General features: G+C 64.4%; 18 protein-coding genes. 8 read left to right on the top strand and 10 right to left on the bottom strand.

Annotated features, from left to right (window positions below; genetic code table 11):
- Positions 1 to 30: 30 nt before the first annotated feature.
- Positions 31 to 1,857: a membrane protein insertase YidC gene (gene yidC / locus GSH16_RS13305; protein WP_160855916.1), complete on the top strand. Its 1,827-nt coding sequence runs from the start codon at positions 31 to 33 to the stop codon at positions 1,855 to 1,857.
- Positions 1,858 to 1,861: 4 nt separating this feature from the next.
- Positions 1,862 to 2,509 (top strand): ribosome biogenesis GTP-binding protein YihA/YsxC, encoded by a 648-nt coding sequence (gene yihA, locus GSH16_RS13300; RefSeq protein ID WP_160855914.1) that lies wholly within the window; start codon positions 1,862 to 1,864, stop codon positions 2,507 to 2,509.
- A gap of 7 nt (positions 2,510 to 2,516) precedes the next feature.
- Here the strand turns inward: yihA and GSH16_RS13295 are convergent, their stop codons facing one another.
- A complete protein-coding gene (locus GSH16_RS13295; protein ID WP_160855912.1) occupies positions 2,517 to 3,059 on the bottom strand; it encodes a hypothetical protein in 543 nt (180 codons plus the stop codon).
- Between the two features lie 83 nt (positions 3,060 to 3,142).
- Here GSH16_RS13295 and argB point away from each other — a divergent pair, with 83 nt between their 5' ends.
- The 6 genes from argB to GSH16_RS13265 all read left to right on the top strand — a co-directional run bounded on the left by argB (position 3,143) and on the right by GSH16_RS13265 (position 7,228).
- On the top strand, positions 3,143 to 4,042 hold the full coding sequence (gene argB / locus GSH16_RS13290; RefSeq protein WP_235913217.1) for an acetylglutamate kinase: 900 nt from the start codon (positions 3,143 to 3,145) through the stop codon (positions 4,040 to 4,042).
- A 92-nt stretch (positions 4,043 to 4,134) separates the two neighbouring features.
- Positions 4,135 to 4,458, top strand: coding sequence for a hypothetical protein (locus GSH16_RS13285; protein ID WP_160855910.1), 324 nt, complete (start codon positions 4,135 to 4,137; stop codon positions 4,456 to 4,458).
- A complete protein-coding gene (locus GSH16_RS13280; protein WP_160855908.1) occupies positions 4,455 to 5,168 on the top strand; it encodes a helix-turn-helix transcriptional regulator in 714 nt (237 codons plus the stop codon). The genes GSH16_RS13285 and GSH16_RS13280 overlap by 4 nt, the downstream gene beginning before the upstream one ends.
- A gap of 17 nt (positions 5,169 to 5,185) precedes the next feature.
- Positions 5,186 to 5,980: a sterol desaturase family protein gene (locus GSH16_RS13275; RefSeq protein ID WP_160855906.1), complete on the top strand. Its 795-nt coding sequence runs from the start codon at positions 5,186 to 5,188 to the stop codon at positions 5,978 to 5,980.
- Positions 5,977 to 6,636, top strand: a complete 660-nt coding sequence (locus GSH16_RS13270) for a ferredoxin (protein ID WP_160855904.1) — start codon at positions 5,977 to 5,979, stop codon at positions 6,634 to 6,636. Before GSH16_RS13275 ends, GSH16_RS13270 begins: the two co-directional genes overlap by 4 nt.
- A gap of 76 nt (positions 6,637 to 6,712) precedes the next feature.
- The gene (locus GSH16_RS13265) at positions 6,713 to 7,228 is read left to right on the top strand and encodes a SixA phosphatase family protein (RefSeq protein ID WP_160855902.1); all 516 of its coding nucleotides are present in this window, start codon (positions 6,713 to 6,715) and stop codon (positions 7,226 to 7,228) included.
- 108 nt (positions 7,229 to 7,336) lie between these two features.
- Here the strand turns inward: GSH16_RS13265 and GSH16_RS13260 are convergent, their stop codons facing one another.
- From GSH16_RS13260 to GSH16_RS13220, 9 genes are all read right to left on the bottom strand, one after another.
- A complete protein-coding gene (locus tag GSH16_RS13260; protein ID WP_160855900.1) occupies positions 7,337 to 8,128 on the bottom strand; it encodes an amino acid ABC transporter ATP-binding protein in 792 nt (263 codons plus the stop codon).
- Between the two features lie 10 nt (positions 8,129 to 8,138).
- Positions 8,139 to 9,419 (bottom strand): amino acid ABC transporter permease, encoded by a 1,281-nt coding sequence (locus GSH16_RS13255; RefSeq protein WP_160855898.1) that lies wholly within the window; start codon positions 9,417 to 9,419, stop codon positions 8,139 to 8,141.
- Between the two features lies 1 nt (position 9,420).
- On the bottom strand, positions 9,421 to 10,638 hold the full coding sequence (locus tag GSH16_RS13250; RefSeq protein ID WP_160855896.1) for an amino acid ABC transporter permease: 1,218 nt from the start codon (positions 10,636 to 10,638) through the stop codon (positions 9,421 to 9,423).
- 143 nt (positions 10,639 to 10,781) lie between these two features.
- Positions 10,782 to 11,798 (bottom strand): amino acid ABC transporter substrate-binding protein, encoded by a 1,017-nt coding sequence (locus GSH16_RS13245; RefSeq protein ID WP_160855894.1) that lies wholly within the window; start codon positions 11,796 to 11,798, stop codon positions 10,782 to 10,784.
- Positions 11,799 to 12,277: 479 nt separating this feature from the next.
- On the bottom strand, positions 12,278 to 12,988 hold the full coding sequence (locus GSH16_RS13240) for an ATP12 family chaperone protein (protein ID WP_160855892.1): 711 nt from the start codon (positions 12,986 to 12,988) through the stop codon (positions 12,278 to 12,280).
- Positions 12,985 to 13,671 carry an HAD-IA family hydrolase gene (locus GSH16_RS13235; protein WP_160855890.1) on the bottom strand — a complete coding sequence of 229 codons (687 nt, stop codon included), beginning with the start codon at positions 13,669 to 13,671 and terminating at the stop codon, positions 12,985 to 12,987. The genes GSH16_RS13240 and GSH16_RS13235 overlap by 4 nt, the downstream gene beginning before the upstream one ends.
- 91 nt (positions 13,672 to 13,762) lie before the next feature.
- On the bottom strand, positions 13,763 to 14,815 hold the full coding sequence (locus GSH16_RS13230; RefSeq protein WP_160855888.1) for an RluA family pseudouridine synthase: 1,053 nt from the start codon (positions 14,813 to 14,815) through the stop codon (positions 13,763 to 13,765).
- On the bottom strand, positions 14,812 to 15,195 hold the full coding sequence (gene crcB / locus GSH16_RS13225; protein ID WP_160855886.1) for a fluoride efflux transporter CrcB: 384 nt from the start codon (positions 15,193 to 15,195) through the stop codon (positions 14,812 to 14,814). The genes GSH16_RS13230 and crcB overlap by 4 nt, the downstream gene beginning before the upstream one ends.
- 79 nt (positions 15,196 to 15,274) lie before the next feature.
- Positions 15,275 to 15,646 carry a BLUF domain-containing protein gene (locus GSH16_RS13220; protein ID WP_160855884.1) on the bottom strand — a complete coding sequence of 124 codons (372 nt, stop codon included), beginning with the start codon at positions 15,644 to 15,646 and terminating at the stop codon, positions 15,275 to 15,277.
- Positions 15,647 to 15,666 lie beyond the last annotated feature (20 nt).

Below are 15,666 nucleotides of genomic sequence, written 5' to 3'. Positions count from 1 at the left end.
GGATAGGATTCCCACCGACCGGAGCGTGCAATGGACGACCAGAACAAAAACCTGATCTTGGCCACAGTGCTGAGCTTTCTGGTGATCTTCGCCTGGTTCATCCTCTTCCCGCCGCCCGAGCCGACCGACGTGCCGGCCACGGTGACGCAGGAACAGTCCGCAGCCGTCGACGGCAATCTGGCAACCACCCCGCCCGCGCCGGGCGCGGATACCGCCACCGCGCCGACCCCAATGCCGACCACCGAGCAGACCCGCGATGCGGCCCTGTCCAAATCCGCGCGCCTGCCGATCGAGACCGGGCGGCTGCAGGGCTCCATTTCGCTCAAGGGCGGGCGGATCGACGATCTGCGCCTCAGCGACTACCGCGAGACGATCGACCCCGACAGCGACCTCGTCACGCTTCTGTCGCCGGCCGGCAGCGCCACCCCCTATTACACGCTCCACGGCTGGGCCCCTGCCGGTGGCCTGGGCTATGAGGATGTGCCAGGACCGAGCACCGAATGGACGGTGGAAAGCGGCGAGCAGTTGACCGAAGCCACGCCGATCACGCTGCGCTGGGACAATGGCAACGGCCTGACATTCCGCCGCACGATCGAGATCGACGAAAACTACATGTTCCACATCACCCAGTCGGTGGAAAACGCGACTGACGCGCCGGTGCGCCTCGCGCCCTATGGCATCGTCGCGCGCCAGGGCGAACCGGACGTGATCGGTTTCTACATCCTGCATGAGGGTGTGGTCCGCGCCTCCGACGGCACGATCGACGAGATCAAATACAAGAAGATGCCGGACATGGACATGGACGCCAGCGAACGCGCCGCCATCGACCGGATCGAAGTGACGGAAAACGGCTGGATCGGGTTCACCGACAAATACTGGATGACGACGCTCGTCCCCGAACCGGGGCAGCCTTTCTCCTCGGTCGCGAAATACACGGCCGCCAACCAGACCTATCAGACCGACATGCGCCTGCCGCCCGTCGAGGTGGCCCCGGGCGCGACCCATGACACGGTGACCATGCTCTTTGCCGGCGCCAAGGAATGGGAAACGATCCGCAACTACCAGGACAATCTCGGGATCGAGAAATTCATCGACAGTATCGACTGGGGCTGGTTCTTCTTCCTCACCAAGCCGATCTTCCAGATCCTGCACTGGTTCAACGCGCTCATCGGCAACATGGGCTGGGCGATCATCGGCCTGACCTTCGTCATCAAGCTGGTGCTCTTCCCGCTGGCCTACAAATCCTATGTCTCCATGTCGAAGATGAAAAAACTTCAGCCGGAGATGGAGAAGATCAAGGAAAGCGCCGGCGACGACCGCATGAAGATGCAGCAGGAGATGATGGCGCTCTACAAGAAGGAAAAGGTCAACCCGGCCTCCGGCTGTCTGCCGATCCTTCTGCAGATCCCGATCTTCTTCTCGCTCTACAAAGTGATCTTCGTCACGATCGAAGTGCGCCACGCGCCCTTCATCGGCTGGATCAAGGACCTTTCAGCGCCGGACCCGACCTCGATCCTGAACCTGTTCGGGCTCCTGCCCTGGGACGCGCCGGGGCCGGGCAGCCTTTTTGCAATCTTCTCCATCGGCGTCCTGCCGATCCTGATGGGCATCACCATGTGGATGCAGCAGAAGCTGAACCCCGCCCCGACCGACAAGACCCAAGCCATGGTCTTTGCCTGGATGCCGTGGATCTTCATGTTCATGCTCGGCCAGTTTGCGGCCGGTCTCGTCCTCTACTGGGTTGTGAACAACACAATCACCTTCATCCAGCAATTCGCCATCATGCGCAGTCAGGGCGTCAAGCCCGACATCATGGGCAACATGTTCGGCTGGATGAAAAAGAAGAAAGCCAGCTGACCGGATGGAGCAACGTTTCACCATCGCCAAGCCGCCCGCGCCCGAAGCCATCGAGCGCGGGCGCAAGCTTTTCGCGGGCGAAAGCGACTTCCTCAAAGGTGTCGTGGCCATGGACGGGATGCCGCCCGCCGACCGGGTGGAGGTCTGTTTTGCCGGCCGTTCCAACGTCGGCAAAAGCTCCCTCATCAACGCGCTGACCGGCCGCAAGGCGCTCGCGCGCACTTCGAACACGCCGGGCCGCACGCAGGAGATCAACTTCTTCACGCTCGACGGGTTCTACCTCGTCGACCTGCCGGGCTACGGCTATGCAGAGGCACCTGTGCCGGTGGTGGAAAAGTGGCAGCGCCTGCTGAAGGCCTACCTGTCGGGCCGTGCAACGCTGCGCCGGGTCTTCCTGCTCGTGGACAGCCGTCATGGCATCAAGGCTGTGGACGAGGAGATCATGGCGCTGCTCGACAGTGCCGCCGTGACCTTTCAGGTCGTGCTGACCAAGACCGACAAGCCGAAGGCCGGTGCGCTGGACGCGGTGATCGACAAGATGCAGGGCCAGCTCGTCAAGCATCCGGCCGCCTTCCCCGAAATCATCCTGACCAGTTCGGCCAAGGGAGACGGGCTCGACCTGCTACGGGCCGAAATCGCTCAATTCGCCTGATCCGGCGTCAGATCCGGCGGTTGGTCGGATAGATGTAGAAGAACCCGGCTTCGCGCGCGGCCGCCGCGCCGCGCTGCAACCCGCCTTCGGTCCGGAACGGGCCAAGATAGATCCGCTTGCCGACCCGGCCCGACGGCTGGATGCTCACCTGATAGCCGAGGCTTTCGAACTCCGCCTTCACGCGATTGGCCGTGTCCCAGTTGTTCACCGTGCCGATATGGAGCCGCACCGGCGAGACCGGGTTGCCGCTTTCCGCATAGGCGAGATCCGAGCGGCCGGCGACGGATTTCACCTGACTGTCCTGCGTGATGCAGAGCTTGGCGACGATCTCCGTCTCGATGATGTTGAGCCGGGTGGAGAAGGAGGCCGGCCCGCCGACGCCGAAGCCCGCCCCGCGGTCGAAAGTTTTGAGACTGTCATATTCCCGGAAGAGCGGCACGCAGTTGCCCGCCCGGTCCTGCGGGGCCACCTGCCCGGGATTGGGTCCCGGCGTGCAGGCCATCAGCGCGACAATTGTTCCCGACAGGAGCATTGATCCGGCGGTTTTCATAGCAGCCCTCCGCAGCGATTTGAAAACAGTGGTGAACTTCCCGATAGCACGATAGAAGCCTTACCCAAAGACCGGAGGACAATATGGAGAAATCCGCCGCCATGAACAGGGACTGGATCGCGACCGCACGGACGTTGAGCGAGGCCCTGCCCTATCTGCAGCGCTATGACGGCGCGACCGTGGTCATCAAGTTCGGCGGCCATGCGATGGGCGACGATGAGGCGATGGAGAAATTCGCCCGCGACATCGTGCTGATGAAACAGTGCAACGTCCATCCGGTGATCGTCCATGGCGGCGGTCCGATGATCAACGACCTGCTGAAGCGGCTCGACATCCAGTCCGATTTTGTCGCCGGCAAGCGCGTGACCGACGAAGCGACGGTCGAAGTGGTCGAGATGGTGCTGACGGGTCGCGTCAACAAACGCATCGTGCAGGCGATCAACGCGCAGGGCGGCAAGGCCGTGGGCCTGTCCGGCAAGGATGCGAACCTGATGGTCTGCGACAAGGCGCTGGCGCAGCTGACCGGACCGGATGGCACCGTAACGGAAGCCGATCTCGGATTTGTCGGCGACCCGGCGGAGGTCAATCCCGACGTGGTCCGGACCTTCCTCGACAGCGATTTCATCCCGGTGATCGCGCCCATCGGCGCGGGCCGCAACGGCGAGACCTACAACATCAACGGCGACACGGCCGCCGGTGCCATTGCCGCCGCGATGAAGGCCGACCGGCTTCTGCTTTTGACTGACGTGGCGGGTGTGAAGGACGCATCGGGTGACGTGATCACTTCGCTCAGCGCCGAGGATGTCCGCCGTCTGACGGCCGAAGGCGTGATCGCAGGCGGGATGATCCCGAAGACGGAAACAGCACTTGCGGCGCTCGACGGCGGCGTGCGCGCGGTCGTCATCCTCGACGGGCGGGCGCCCCATGCCTGCCTGCTGGAACTCTTCACGGCACACGGGGCCGGGTCGCTGATCCGCAACTGACAGGCTGCTGACAGAAGGCTGTCAGCAGGGGTCTGCCATATCTCCGACACGGGGCCGCCAGGGGGGCGCTCCGGCACATTTAGGAGAAGATCATGACCATCACTGTTGAACAGGTGCGCTTCCGCACGAAGGCCGGCGTCAAGCGGGCAGACTTTCTTGCCGCGGCCGAACAGATCTCGCCCTGGCTGAAATCCCAGCCCGGCTTTGCCTATCGCAGCCTTGTCGAGGTGGCGGATGGTGAATGGCAGGACAGTGTCTACTGGATGTCCGCCGAGGCCGCCAAGGCCGCGACGGAGGCGTTCATGGCTGCGCCCGAGACCAAGGCGTTCGGCGCGATGATCGAGGATGACAGCGTCTCGATGAACCATTGGCCGGAAGCCCTGTCCGTCATGGCCGATCAGATGGAACCCGCATGAGCCGCCGCGCCGACCGCCTGTTTCGTCTGATCGACGAATTGCGCGGTCGGCGCCTTGCCGTCACGGGCGCGGAACTGGCCACCGCACTGGAGGTCAGCCCGCGCACCATCTACCGCGACATAGCCGATCTGATGGCCTCCGGCGTGCCGATCCGCGGCGAGGCCGGCGTGGGCTACCGCCTCGACGAAAGCTATGCGCTGCCGCCCGTCATGTTCACCCGCGAAGAGGTGCTCGCCCTGCTCGTCGGCGGGCGCATGGTGCAGGCCTTCACAGACCCCGAACTGGCGAATGCGGCCCGCAGCGCAGAGGTCAAGATCCGCGCCATCCTCGACGACGGGGCCAAGGCTGCTGCCGATGCCCAGCCCTACCGCGTGCCGGTCCTCTCCTCCGATGAGGGCTTGCGCGCGACCCACGGGCGCCTGCGCCGCGCGATCGAAGCGCGGCAGATCGTGCGGCTCGACTATCGGGATGAGGGCGGCGCCGCGACCGAACGTGACGTCTGGCCGCTCGGGATCATCGGCTGGACCGGGCGCTGGACCCTGCTCGGCTGGTGCCTGCTGCGCGACGATTACCGCAACTTCCGGCTCGACCGGATCGCGGCGCTTCAGGACACCGGAGAGACCTATCCCGTCCGCGCCGACCGTTCGATCGCGCATTTCGTCTCGCTTCTGGATCGTGATCCGCCCGACGGCTTGCAGAGCCGCGCCTGAAGGCGCAAGTAGAGAAGATGGAAGATGCTGCCACCCTGCGGCTGGGGATATTCCTCGGCCTTTTTGCGCTCTTGGCCGCTGCTGAGGCGCTCCTGCCCCGGCGCGACCGGCGCATGGGGCGCGGGCGCCGCTGGGCAACCAACTGGGGCCTTGTCCTGATCGACACACTGACCTTGCGGCTGGTCGCTATCGCGGTGCCGCTTCTGGCCGTGGGCGCAGCGCTGGATGCGGCGGCGCGCGGCTGGGGCCTGTTCAATCGCATCGACTGGCCGGTGGCGCTGGAAGTCCTGCTGTCGGTCCTGATCCTCGATTTCCTGATCTGGCTGCAACATGTGGTGACGCACAAGGTGCCCCTGCTCTGGCGTCTGCATCAGGTTCACCACGCAGATCCCGATTTCGACGTGACAACCGCGATCCGCTTCCATCCGGTGGAAATCGCCCTGTCGATGGGGCTGAAGATCGGCGCGGTCTATCTGCTCGGCCCCGCGGCGCTCGCCGTGATCCTGTTCGAGATCCTGCTCAACGGCATGGCCATGTTCAATCATGCCAATCTGGCATTACCGCGCTGGCTCGACCGCTGGCTGCGGCTCGTCGTGGTGACGCCCGACATGCACCGCGTGCACCATTCGGTCGACCGCGACGAGCATGACACGAATTACGGTTTCTCGCTGTCCATCTGGGACCGGCTCTTCGGCACCTACCGCCCGCAGCCGCGCGACGGGCATGAAGGCATGCGGATCGGGCTCGATATCGCGCAGTCCCACCCTGAACAACTCGGCTGGTCGCTCGCCCGCCCCTTCCGCAAGCAATGAGCGCCGATGAACTGGCGTCCGACGCTGCCGCCTCTGGCCTGATGCTGCTCGGCGCCGCGCGCCCGGTGGCCGACGATCCGGTGCCGGACGGCACGCGTTCCATCCTGCTCCTTGGCCCGGGTCCTGATTTCTGGGATGTGCTGACCGGTTCACCGGAATATCGAGATGGCATGGCCGATCCGGTCGACCGCTGGTCGCGGCGCACCGTCACCGGCCTCGCACAGCGGCATGGCGGCACCCCGCTCTTTCCGTTCGGCGGGCCGCCGTGGCTGCCTTTCATCCGCTGGGCGCAGGACAGCGGGCGGACGCATCTTTCCCCTGTCGGATTGCTCGTCCATGCCGAGACGGGGCTCTTCGTCTCCTTCCGCGGGGCCGTCGCCCTGCCCGGCGCCGGACCGGACCTGCCACCCCTGCCGCGCCCCTGCGACCGCTGCGCCACGCAGCCCTGCCGCACGGCCTGTCCGGTCGGGGCGCTTGGCGGCGGGACCTATGACCTGCCGCGCTGCCACGCCTTTCTTGATACGCCGGACGGCACGCCCTGCCTCAGCCGCGGATGTGCCGTGCGCCGGGCCTGTCCGGTCGGCGCCGGCCTGCGCCCGGAAGCCCAATCCGCGCATCACATGGCGGCCTTTCATCCCAAGGGCGAAGGTGGTTGATCGGCGGGACGAATCCCGGCATTCCGCGACACATAAACACTTGATTATGACAGAAAGCTCGGAACAGTTTACGGACATGAAACAGCTCGTCCTGATGCGCCACGCCAAGTCCTCCTGGTCCGATCCGGACGAGGCGGATCTGGACCGCCCCCTCAATGACCGTGGCAAGGCCGCATCCGAAAGGATGGGCAAATGGCTGCGCAAACGTGAGTTTTCGCCCGATATCGTACTCGTTTCACCCGCGAAACGCACCCGTGATACATGGAAGCGCGTGGCCAGGAAGCTCGGCAGCGAGGTCAAGGCCAAGACCGAGCAGGACATCTATTCGGCGAGCCCCAAGGCGCTCCTGAAACTGATCAAGGACCAGCCCGATTCTGCCGGTAGCATCCTTCTGGTCGGCCACCAGCCGACCCTGTCGAGCCTGACGCGCAAACTGTCCGGCGGGAAGGTGAAATCCTCCAACAAGGCGGCATTCAGCGTCTTTCCGACCGCCGCCTGCGCGGTTCTGGAATTTGACACTGAAAGCTGGGCGGAGGTCGAATTTGACAGCGGCAGCTTCGTGAAGTTCCGCAAACCCAAGGATTTCGACTGATAAAGGCGAAGCGCCACAACAGGCCGCAATGACAAACGCCGCACCGGAACCCGGTGCGGCGTTTGCTTTTGGTGCGTGCCGGCCCGCACGGGGCCGGCTTCCGCCCGATCAGTGACCGAGGATCTGGCTCAGGAAGAGCTTGGTCCGGTCGCTCTGCGGATTGTTGAAGAAGGGCTCCGGCTCGTTCTGTTCGACGATCTGGCCGGCATCCATGAAGATGACGCGGTTGGCCACCTGCCGCGCGAAGCCCATTTCGTGGGTCACGCAGAGCATGGTCATGCCCTCTTCGGCCAGCTCGATCATCGTGTCGAGCACTTCCTTGATCATCTCCGGATCGAGCGCCGAGGTCGGCTCGTCGAAGAGCATGATGCGCGGCTTCATGCACAGCGAGCGGGCAATCGCCACACGCTGCTGCTGGCCGCCCGACAGCTGGCCGGGATATTTGTTGGCCTGATCGGGGATCTTCACCTTCTCGAGGAAATGCATCGCAATTTCCTCGGCTTCCTTCTTGGGTGTCTTGCGCACCCAGATCGGCGCCAGCGTGCAGTTCTCCAGAATCGTCAGATGCGGGAAGAGGTTGAAGTGCTGGAAGCACATGCCGACCTCGGACCGGATCTTGTCGATGTTCTTGAGGTCCGAGGAAAGCTCGGTCCCGTCGACGATGATCTGCCCTTTCTGGTGCTCTTCCAGCCGGTTGATGCAGCGGATGAGCGTCGACTTGCCGGACCCCGAAGGTCCGCAGATCACGATCCGCTCGCCCTCATAGACGGTCAGGTTGATGTCACGCAGCACGTGGAAGGCCCCGTACCACTTGTTCATGTCGGTGATCTGGATGGCGACCTTGTCGGACACCTGCATCTGCGAGCGATCGATCTCGCGGTCTGTTGCCAGGTCAGTCATGGGTTACTCCTTAACGGTGTCCGGTCTGAAGCTTGCGCTCCAGATATTGCGAGTAGCGGGACATTGAATAGCAGAAGATGAAGAACATCAGCGCGATGAAGCCGTATAGCTCCCAAACGATGCCGTTCCAATTGGTATCGGCACGGATCGCGGTGCTCAGACCAAGCGGGTCAAGAAGCCCGATGATCGACACGAGCGTGGTGTCCTTGAAGAGGCCGATGAAGGTGCTCACGATGTTCGGGATCGAGATTTTCAGCGCCTGCGGCATGATGATCAGCCGCTGCGCCTTCCAATAGTCGAGCCCGAGCGCGTCGGCAGCTTCATACTGGCCGCGCGGCAGCGCCGCCAGCCCCCCGCGGACCACTTCGGCCATATAGGCCGAGGCGAAGAGCGTCACCATGATGACGACCCGCAGGATGATGTCGAAGCTGGTGCCTGGCGGCAGGAAGTAGTTCAGCAGCACCGACGCCACGAAGAGCAGCGTGATGAGCGGCACTCCGCGGATGAACTCGATGAAGCCGACGCAGATCGCTTTCACGATGAACAGGTTCGACTGACGCCCCAGCGCCAGCAGGATGCCGAGCGGAAGCGAGAAGGCGATCCCGGTCACGCCGATGATGATCGAGAGCGAGAAGCCCCCGAATTTCGACGATGGGACGGGCTCCAGCATCAGGGGCACGCCCCCGGCCAGCAAACCGGCCACCGGTCCGGCAGCGGCGAGCCACCAGATCACGACCGCGAGCGGACCCGCGATCAGTGCGGCAAGGTTGTTCACCGGACGGATGGCGGCATAGACGCCCGCGCCCACGCCGAACCCGGCCAGCGCCATCAGCGGCCCCCAGAGCGACCCGCCCCAGAGCAGCCAGTAGCCCAAGACAGGGAAAGCTGCCGTGAACCACAGGAGCTTGCGCGGCACGCCCGTGAAGAGGACCGGCGCAATCGCGACCAGCATCAGCACGAAGGACAGGTTGACCCGCCAGCGCAGTTCCTCGGGGTAGAAGCCGTAGAGCAGCTGCGGCCAGCGTTCCTTGATCACCGCCCAGCAGGCGCCGGGCGCGATCTCGCGGCATTCGCTGAGCGAGTTCGCGTTCCAGGTGCTGTCGAAGATCCAGGGCAGGAACTCGTGCAGCACCAGCGCGATGAAGGCCAGCGACAGGATGGTCAGGATCGTGTTGATCCAGCCGGAGAAGAGGTTTTCCCGCAGCCATTTTGCAGCACCCGTCTGGGAGCGCGGCGGCTCCTGCTCGGGCAGCATCTCGGTGCGGACGTAGGACATGTCCATCTCGCTCATCTCAGCGCTCCTTCAGCTTCACGGCAGCGTTGTACCAGTTCATCACCGCCGAAATGGCAAGGCTGGTGATCAGGTAGAACAGCATCAGAAGCAGGACACATTCCATTTCGCGGCCGGTCTGGTTGAGGGTGATGCCCCCCAGCGTTCCGGTCGCGTCCATGTAGCCCACGGCGATGGCCAGCGACGAGTTTTTCGTCAGGTTGAGATATTGCGAGATCATCGGCGGGATGATGACGCGCATGGCCTGCGGCAGGACCACAAGACGCATGATGCGCGGCCCGCGCAGACCAAGGGCCCCCGCAGCTTCGGTCTGCCCCTTGGAGACAGCCTGGATACCCGACCGAACGGTTTCCGCAATGAAGGCGCCGGTATAGAGCGACAATGCGAGCCACAGCGCGATCAGGCTGTTGCGCATATGGATGCCGCCCTTGAAGTTGAAGCCGGCCAGTTCGGGATATTCCAGCACGATCGGCCGGCCCATGATGTAGAACATGAACAGCGTCGGCAGGAAGAAGATCGCGAGGCTGATCCAGCCCACGGGCATGATCTCGCCGGTGGCTTCCTGACGGGCCTTGGCCCATTTGCGGAAGAAGACGATGCCGACGATCGACAGGATGAAGGTCAGAACGACGATCATCGAGCCGGATTCGAAGATCGGCTTGGGAATGTAGAAGCCGCGATTGGTCAGCGCCACACTGTCATTGATCAGCATGTGCGCGGTCGCGTCGTCGCCGCGGAAGGCGCGCGGGGCGGGCAGCGTCTCGGACACGACGGCGAAGATCGCCACGATCCAGAGCAGCACCGGCACGTTGCGGAACCCCTCGACATAGACCGACATGATCCGGGCGACGATCCAGTTGTTGGACAGGCGCAGCACACCGGCGAAAACGCCGATGATCGTGGCCGTGATACAGCCCAGAAGCGCGACCAGGAGCGTGTTGAGGATGCCCACCAGCGCCGCACGGCCATGCGTCATCTGCGAGTTATACTCGATCAGCCGCTGGTTGATGTCATAGCCCGCGATCTCGCCCAGGAAACCGAAACTCAGCGGCTTGCCGAGCGCGGCGAGGTTGGTCGCGGCATTGTCCACGAGCCAGGCGATGACCAGCATGAAGCAGATCAGCGCGATAACCTGAATTGTAAGGGAACGATAGCGCGTATCGTAGAGTAGCATGGAGAGACGGAACGTCTCTTTCGGCGGGTCAGTAATGGCGGTCATTCAGCCGCTCCCCCTCAACCTGTTGTTGCCGCTGTCCCTGCGTCTCTCGGCGGTGCCGGGCGCGGGATTCCTGCGGCGGAAAGTCAAACGCAAGATAGACCGAGGGCGCGTGCAGGATTACACGCGCCCCGGCATTCATCAGATCAACGGAACGGCGGCGAGTAGATCAGGCCACCCTGGGTCCACTGAGCGTTCAGGCCACGGGCCAGACCGATCGGGGTGGATTCACCGATATTGGCTTCGAAGATCTCACCGTAGTTGCCGGCAACGCCGATGGCTTTCTGGGCCCAGTCGGCTTCGAGGCCGAGCATTTCACCCAGGTTGCCTTCGGTGCCCATCAGACGGTTGATCTCGGGGTTGTTGGTCCCCTTGGCCATTTCCGACAGGTTCGCGGAGGTCACGCCGAGTTCTTCGGCGGAGATCAGCGCGTTGAGGGTCCAGCGCGCGATGTCGGACCACTGTTCGTCACCGTGACGGACGAGCGGGCCGAGCGGCTCCTTGGAGATGATTTCCGGCAGCAGCATGTGTGCGTCGGCATCTTCGAAGGTTGCGCGGGTTGCAGCCAGGCCGGACGCGTCGGTCGTGTAGACGTCACAGGCGTTCGACAGGTACTGCTGCTGGGCTTCGGCGTTGGTTTCGATCGGAACCGGCTCGTAGCTGATGCCGTTGGCGCGGAAGAAGTCGGCCAGGTTCAGCTCGGTAGTGGTGCCGGTCTGGATGCAGACGGTCGCGCCGTCCAGTTCCTTCGCGGAGGACACGCCCAGATCCTTGCGGACCAGGAAGCCCTGACCATCGTAATAGTTGATACCGACAAAGGTGAACTTCAGGTCCACATCGCGGGAGAAGGTCCAGGTGGTGTTACGTGCGAGCAGGTCAACTTCGCCGGATGCCAGAGCCGTGAAACGGGTCTTGCCGGTGGTCGGAACGAACTCTACGGCATTGCCGTCACCCAGAACTGCGGCTGCGACGGCACGGCATACGGCCACGTCGAACCCTTCCCAGTTCCCGTTCGCATCCGGAGCTGCGAAGCCGACGAGACCGGTGGTCACACCGCACTTCAGCACGCCAGCAGCTTGTACATCTTCCAGCGTGGTCGCGGAGGCAACGCCAGCGGCGAGCCCGGCAGCGGCCAGGGAACCAAGGAATACTGTTTTCTTCATTTTTACCTCTTCCTGGTGGAACCGCCCCAACAGCGGGACGGATTATTGGGTCACGAAGACCTCGGACATTGGGTGTGCTCGGATGAGCAGCGCGCCGAGTGTGGCGAATCTCACGGATGATGGTCAAGGGACAAATACCGAAATGCGAACTGGGTCAGAATTAATGACCTAAAGCGCTTTCGGTCGTGAAATTAGGGGCGCGGACCGCCTGTGATCCGGCACCGGACGGTGGATCGACACGGCGCGAATCCTCCAGAGTTGAAAAGACCGCGCGCAACTCTGCTCGCCCTGCGCGATCAGGCGGTTGGCTTACTTTATTTGCGACAGCATTACTGACTTAATTGTCGCCCGAAGCGGTTTGGAGCGCAAGAAAATGTCCCGAAACGGCATCTCCGTAATAATACGGAGATGGCGCCGCCCGGCCGCTGCCGAACGCAACGTCAGCCGTCCCGTCCGTACCGGTGCGCGAGCGGCGCCGGTCAGCGCCGGCGATGCAGGTCGAGCAGCGTCGCCGCGCGCAGGAAGTCGGCCCGCTTCACGGCGGCGGCCTCGGCGGCCTCCGCATCCACGCCCCAGGCCCGTTCCTGCCATGCCTCGTCGATACGGCTGAGGTCCCAGCCCTCTTCCGCATCCAGCTGGCCACCGGCGACCAGCAGCCCGATCACCAGCGATCCGGACAGGGACACGAGCGCATGCACGGCGGTCAGCTCAAACGGGTCCAGCCGGTCGAGCCGGGCCCGCAGGGCCGCGAGCGCATCGGCCGGCTGGTCCACGGGCACCACGCCACTCGTGACCGTCAGCCGCGCGCCGAAAGCCTCGGCCGCACGCTCTAGCAGCGGATCCCAGCCCTTCGCCTGCGCGACGACGAGCCCGTTCGGATCCGTCGCGCGGTAGCAGAGCAGGTCCGATCCGCCATAGGCGGCCAGTTCGTCCGCCACTTCGCGGAAATGCGGGGTCACCGTGTCGATGGCGCTGTTGGCCGCGCGCGTGAACGGCAGGGCGCGCGGGTCGATCTTCTCCTCGACCGCGGCCCATTCATCGGCAATCGCTTCGGCCAGCGCACGGCTCGGCACCCGCAGCTCCGCCTTGCCCGGCGTGCGCACAGGGCGCGCATCGAGCCGGATGCCGAAATCGCTTCCGCCTGCATCGACGCTGACATCGGTCCAGAATTTCTTGGCTGCCCAACTCATGCCGTCCCCCAAAGCTCGGCCAGCGCCGCATCGAGCGCATCGAACCGGTCGATCAGAATATCCGCACCGGCTCCGCGCAGCCGGTCCACCGGATGATAGCCCCAGGTGACGCCAATCGTGCGGAACCCCGCGGCGACGCCCATGGCGATGTCAAACTCGGTATCGCCGATCATCACGGCGTCGCGTGCCGCGCAGCCCGTATCCGCCAGCGTCTGGTCGAGCATTGCCGGATGCGGCTTGCTCGGATGGTGGTCGGCGGTTTGCGAGGTGACGAAATAATGGCCGATCCCGTGGGCTTCATAGGCATGGTCCAGCCCCCGCCGCGCCTTGCCGGTGGCCACGCCCATAAGCACATCGTCGCGCCCGTGCAACCGGTCGAGCGCGTCGCGCGCGCCGGGATAGAGCTGCGCCGCGGCCTCCCCGCCCATCGCGGCCCGCTGGGCGATGAAGGCCTGCTTGTAGCCTTCGGCCACCCCGGCCCGCACTAAAGCCGGCGCATCCGGAATCAGACGGTCGATCGCGATATCGAGCGACAGACCGACGATCGACAGGGTCTGCGTCCGCGTGGCCCGCGGCAGGCCCGCTGCGTCGAAAGCCGCATCCATCGCGGCCACGATCAGGTCCTGGCTGTCGATCAGCGTGCCGTCCATGTCGAAAATGACGAGTTTCAGTGGCGCGGACATCGGGCCCTTCCGGTCTGTTGTGAATATTGGCGCGGTTGCGCCCTGACTTGGCCGCTTGGCGGCCGGAGGTCAAGAAGCGGCGCGCTGCCGGTCAGGCCAGGTCCTCGAACGGATCACCGGCCGCATCGGCGGGGTTCCAGCCGAACGTGTCCCATGTGCGCTTCATATGGTCGGGCAGGTCGGCCACCAGCGTCATGCGGCGCCCTTTCGTCGGATGCGTGAAGCTGAGGCTGCGGGCATGCAGATGCAGCTTGCGGGAGATGTCCCCGCCCAGCTGCGCGCCCCAGCCGTCGCCTTCATTCGTCTGGCGGTTGGTGCCATATTTCCCGTCGCCCACAATCGGGTTGCCGATCTCGGCAATATGGGCGCGCAACTGGTGCGTCCGGCCCGTGATCGGGGACAGCGCGACCCAGGCCGCGCGGCTCGCCAGCGCCTCGATCACCACATAGTCGGTGGTCGCCCGCTTCGCCCCTTCGGTGCCTTTCACCGCGTCGGGATGGATGCAGATCATCTTCTCCCCCGCGCCATGGGGGCCGTGGCCCGGTGCCTTCACGAGCCCGTAGCGGATCGTGCCCGCGCGCGGATGCGGCACGCCCGCGACCGCGGCCCAGTAGATCTTGCGCGTGTCATGCGACTGGAAGGCCTTGGCCAGCCCGGCCGCCGCGCGCCCGTTGCGCGCCATGATCAGGATGCCGGATGTGTCCTTGTCGAGCCGGTGCACGAGTTTCGGGGGCTGCGGCGCGTCGAACTGGAGGGCGGCCGCCATCCCGTCGATATGCCGCGTCTGACCGGACCCGCCCTGCACCGGCAAGCCGGCCGGCTTGTTGAGCGCGATAATGTCCGCATCCTTGTAGATGACGAGGTCCTGCAGCGCGCGGATATCCTCATCGGAGAGGGTCAGCGCCTTGCGCCCCGGCGCGGGGCGGTCGTCCTGCGCATCGGGCAGCGGCGGCACGCGAACGCTCTGGCCTTCCTCCAACCGGGTCGCGGGCTTCACGCGGCCGCTATCCACCCGGATATCCCCTTTGCGGCAGAGCTTTTCGATCCGGCCCTGTGTGATGTGCGGGAAGCGCGCGCGGAACCAGCGGTCGAGCCGCATCCCGTCGCTGTCGCGATCCACCTCTATCGTCTGGACCCGGCTCATGGCGTCACCGCCCGGACCATCATCAGCCCCGCAAAAAGCGCACCGACCGACAGGATGACCGACCCGATCATATAGCCGCCGGCATGCAGGAAACGGCCCTTTTCCAGAAGCAGCACCGTGTCGAGCGAGAATGCGGAGAAGGTCGTGAACCCGCCGAGAAGGCCCGGCATCAGGAAGGCGGCCCAGCGGTCCGACCCAAGCTCGAGGCGCGAGGCAACGATGCCCGCCACGATCCCCATGGCGAGCGAGCCCACCACGTTGACGAACAGCGTCCCGTGCGGAAAATCCGTGCCGAGGCGCCGGACCATGAAAGCAACGCTCAGATAGCGCAGCGCGGCCCCGACCGCCCCACCGAGCGCGACCTGCAAAAGAATGGGCATGACAGCCGTTCCTTCGTGAAATGACAGCCCCCTGTGAACGGGCTGCGGCACGGATTGTCAAGGGTGGCGGACTGATCTGCTAGCGGCGAAGCGGCACCACCGTCCCGAAACCGGTCCGGCCGTCATCAAGGTCGAGCGGAATCTCGGTGACGCAACTGTCGAAGCGGAAGGACCAGCTGGTCAGGCTGTAGTGCGAGATCCGCTCGCAGCGCAGGATATGGAACGAAGCGTGGCGCGGATCACAGATCAGGCGCGCGACCGTGGCCAGCACCGCATCCTCCGGCCCCTCGATATGTTCATGGATGTCACACCCGTCGATATTGACGTTCACAACCACGCCAGTATCCAGCGTCCATTTCCGGACCTGCTTCATCAGGCGCATCATATCCCGCCGCGTCGGCACCTCGACAAGACGGCTGCGATATTCGAAGGCAAGCAAAGGCGAATTCAAAGGCGCGACATTGGGCATTG

Source organism: Oceanomicrobium pacificus (assembly GCF_009833495.1).
Classification (GTDB): domain Bacteria; phylum Pseudomonadota; class Alphaproteobacteria; order Rhodobacterales; family Rhodobacteraceae; genus Oceanomicrobium; species Oceanomicrobium pacificus.
Note: the sequence above shows the minus strand (reverse complement) of the source record. Positions and strands in the feature narration are given on the sequence as shown.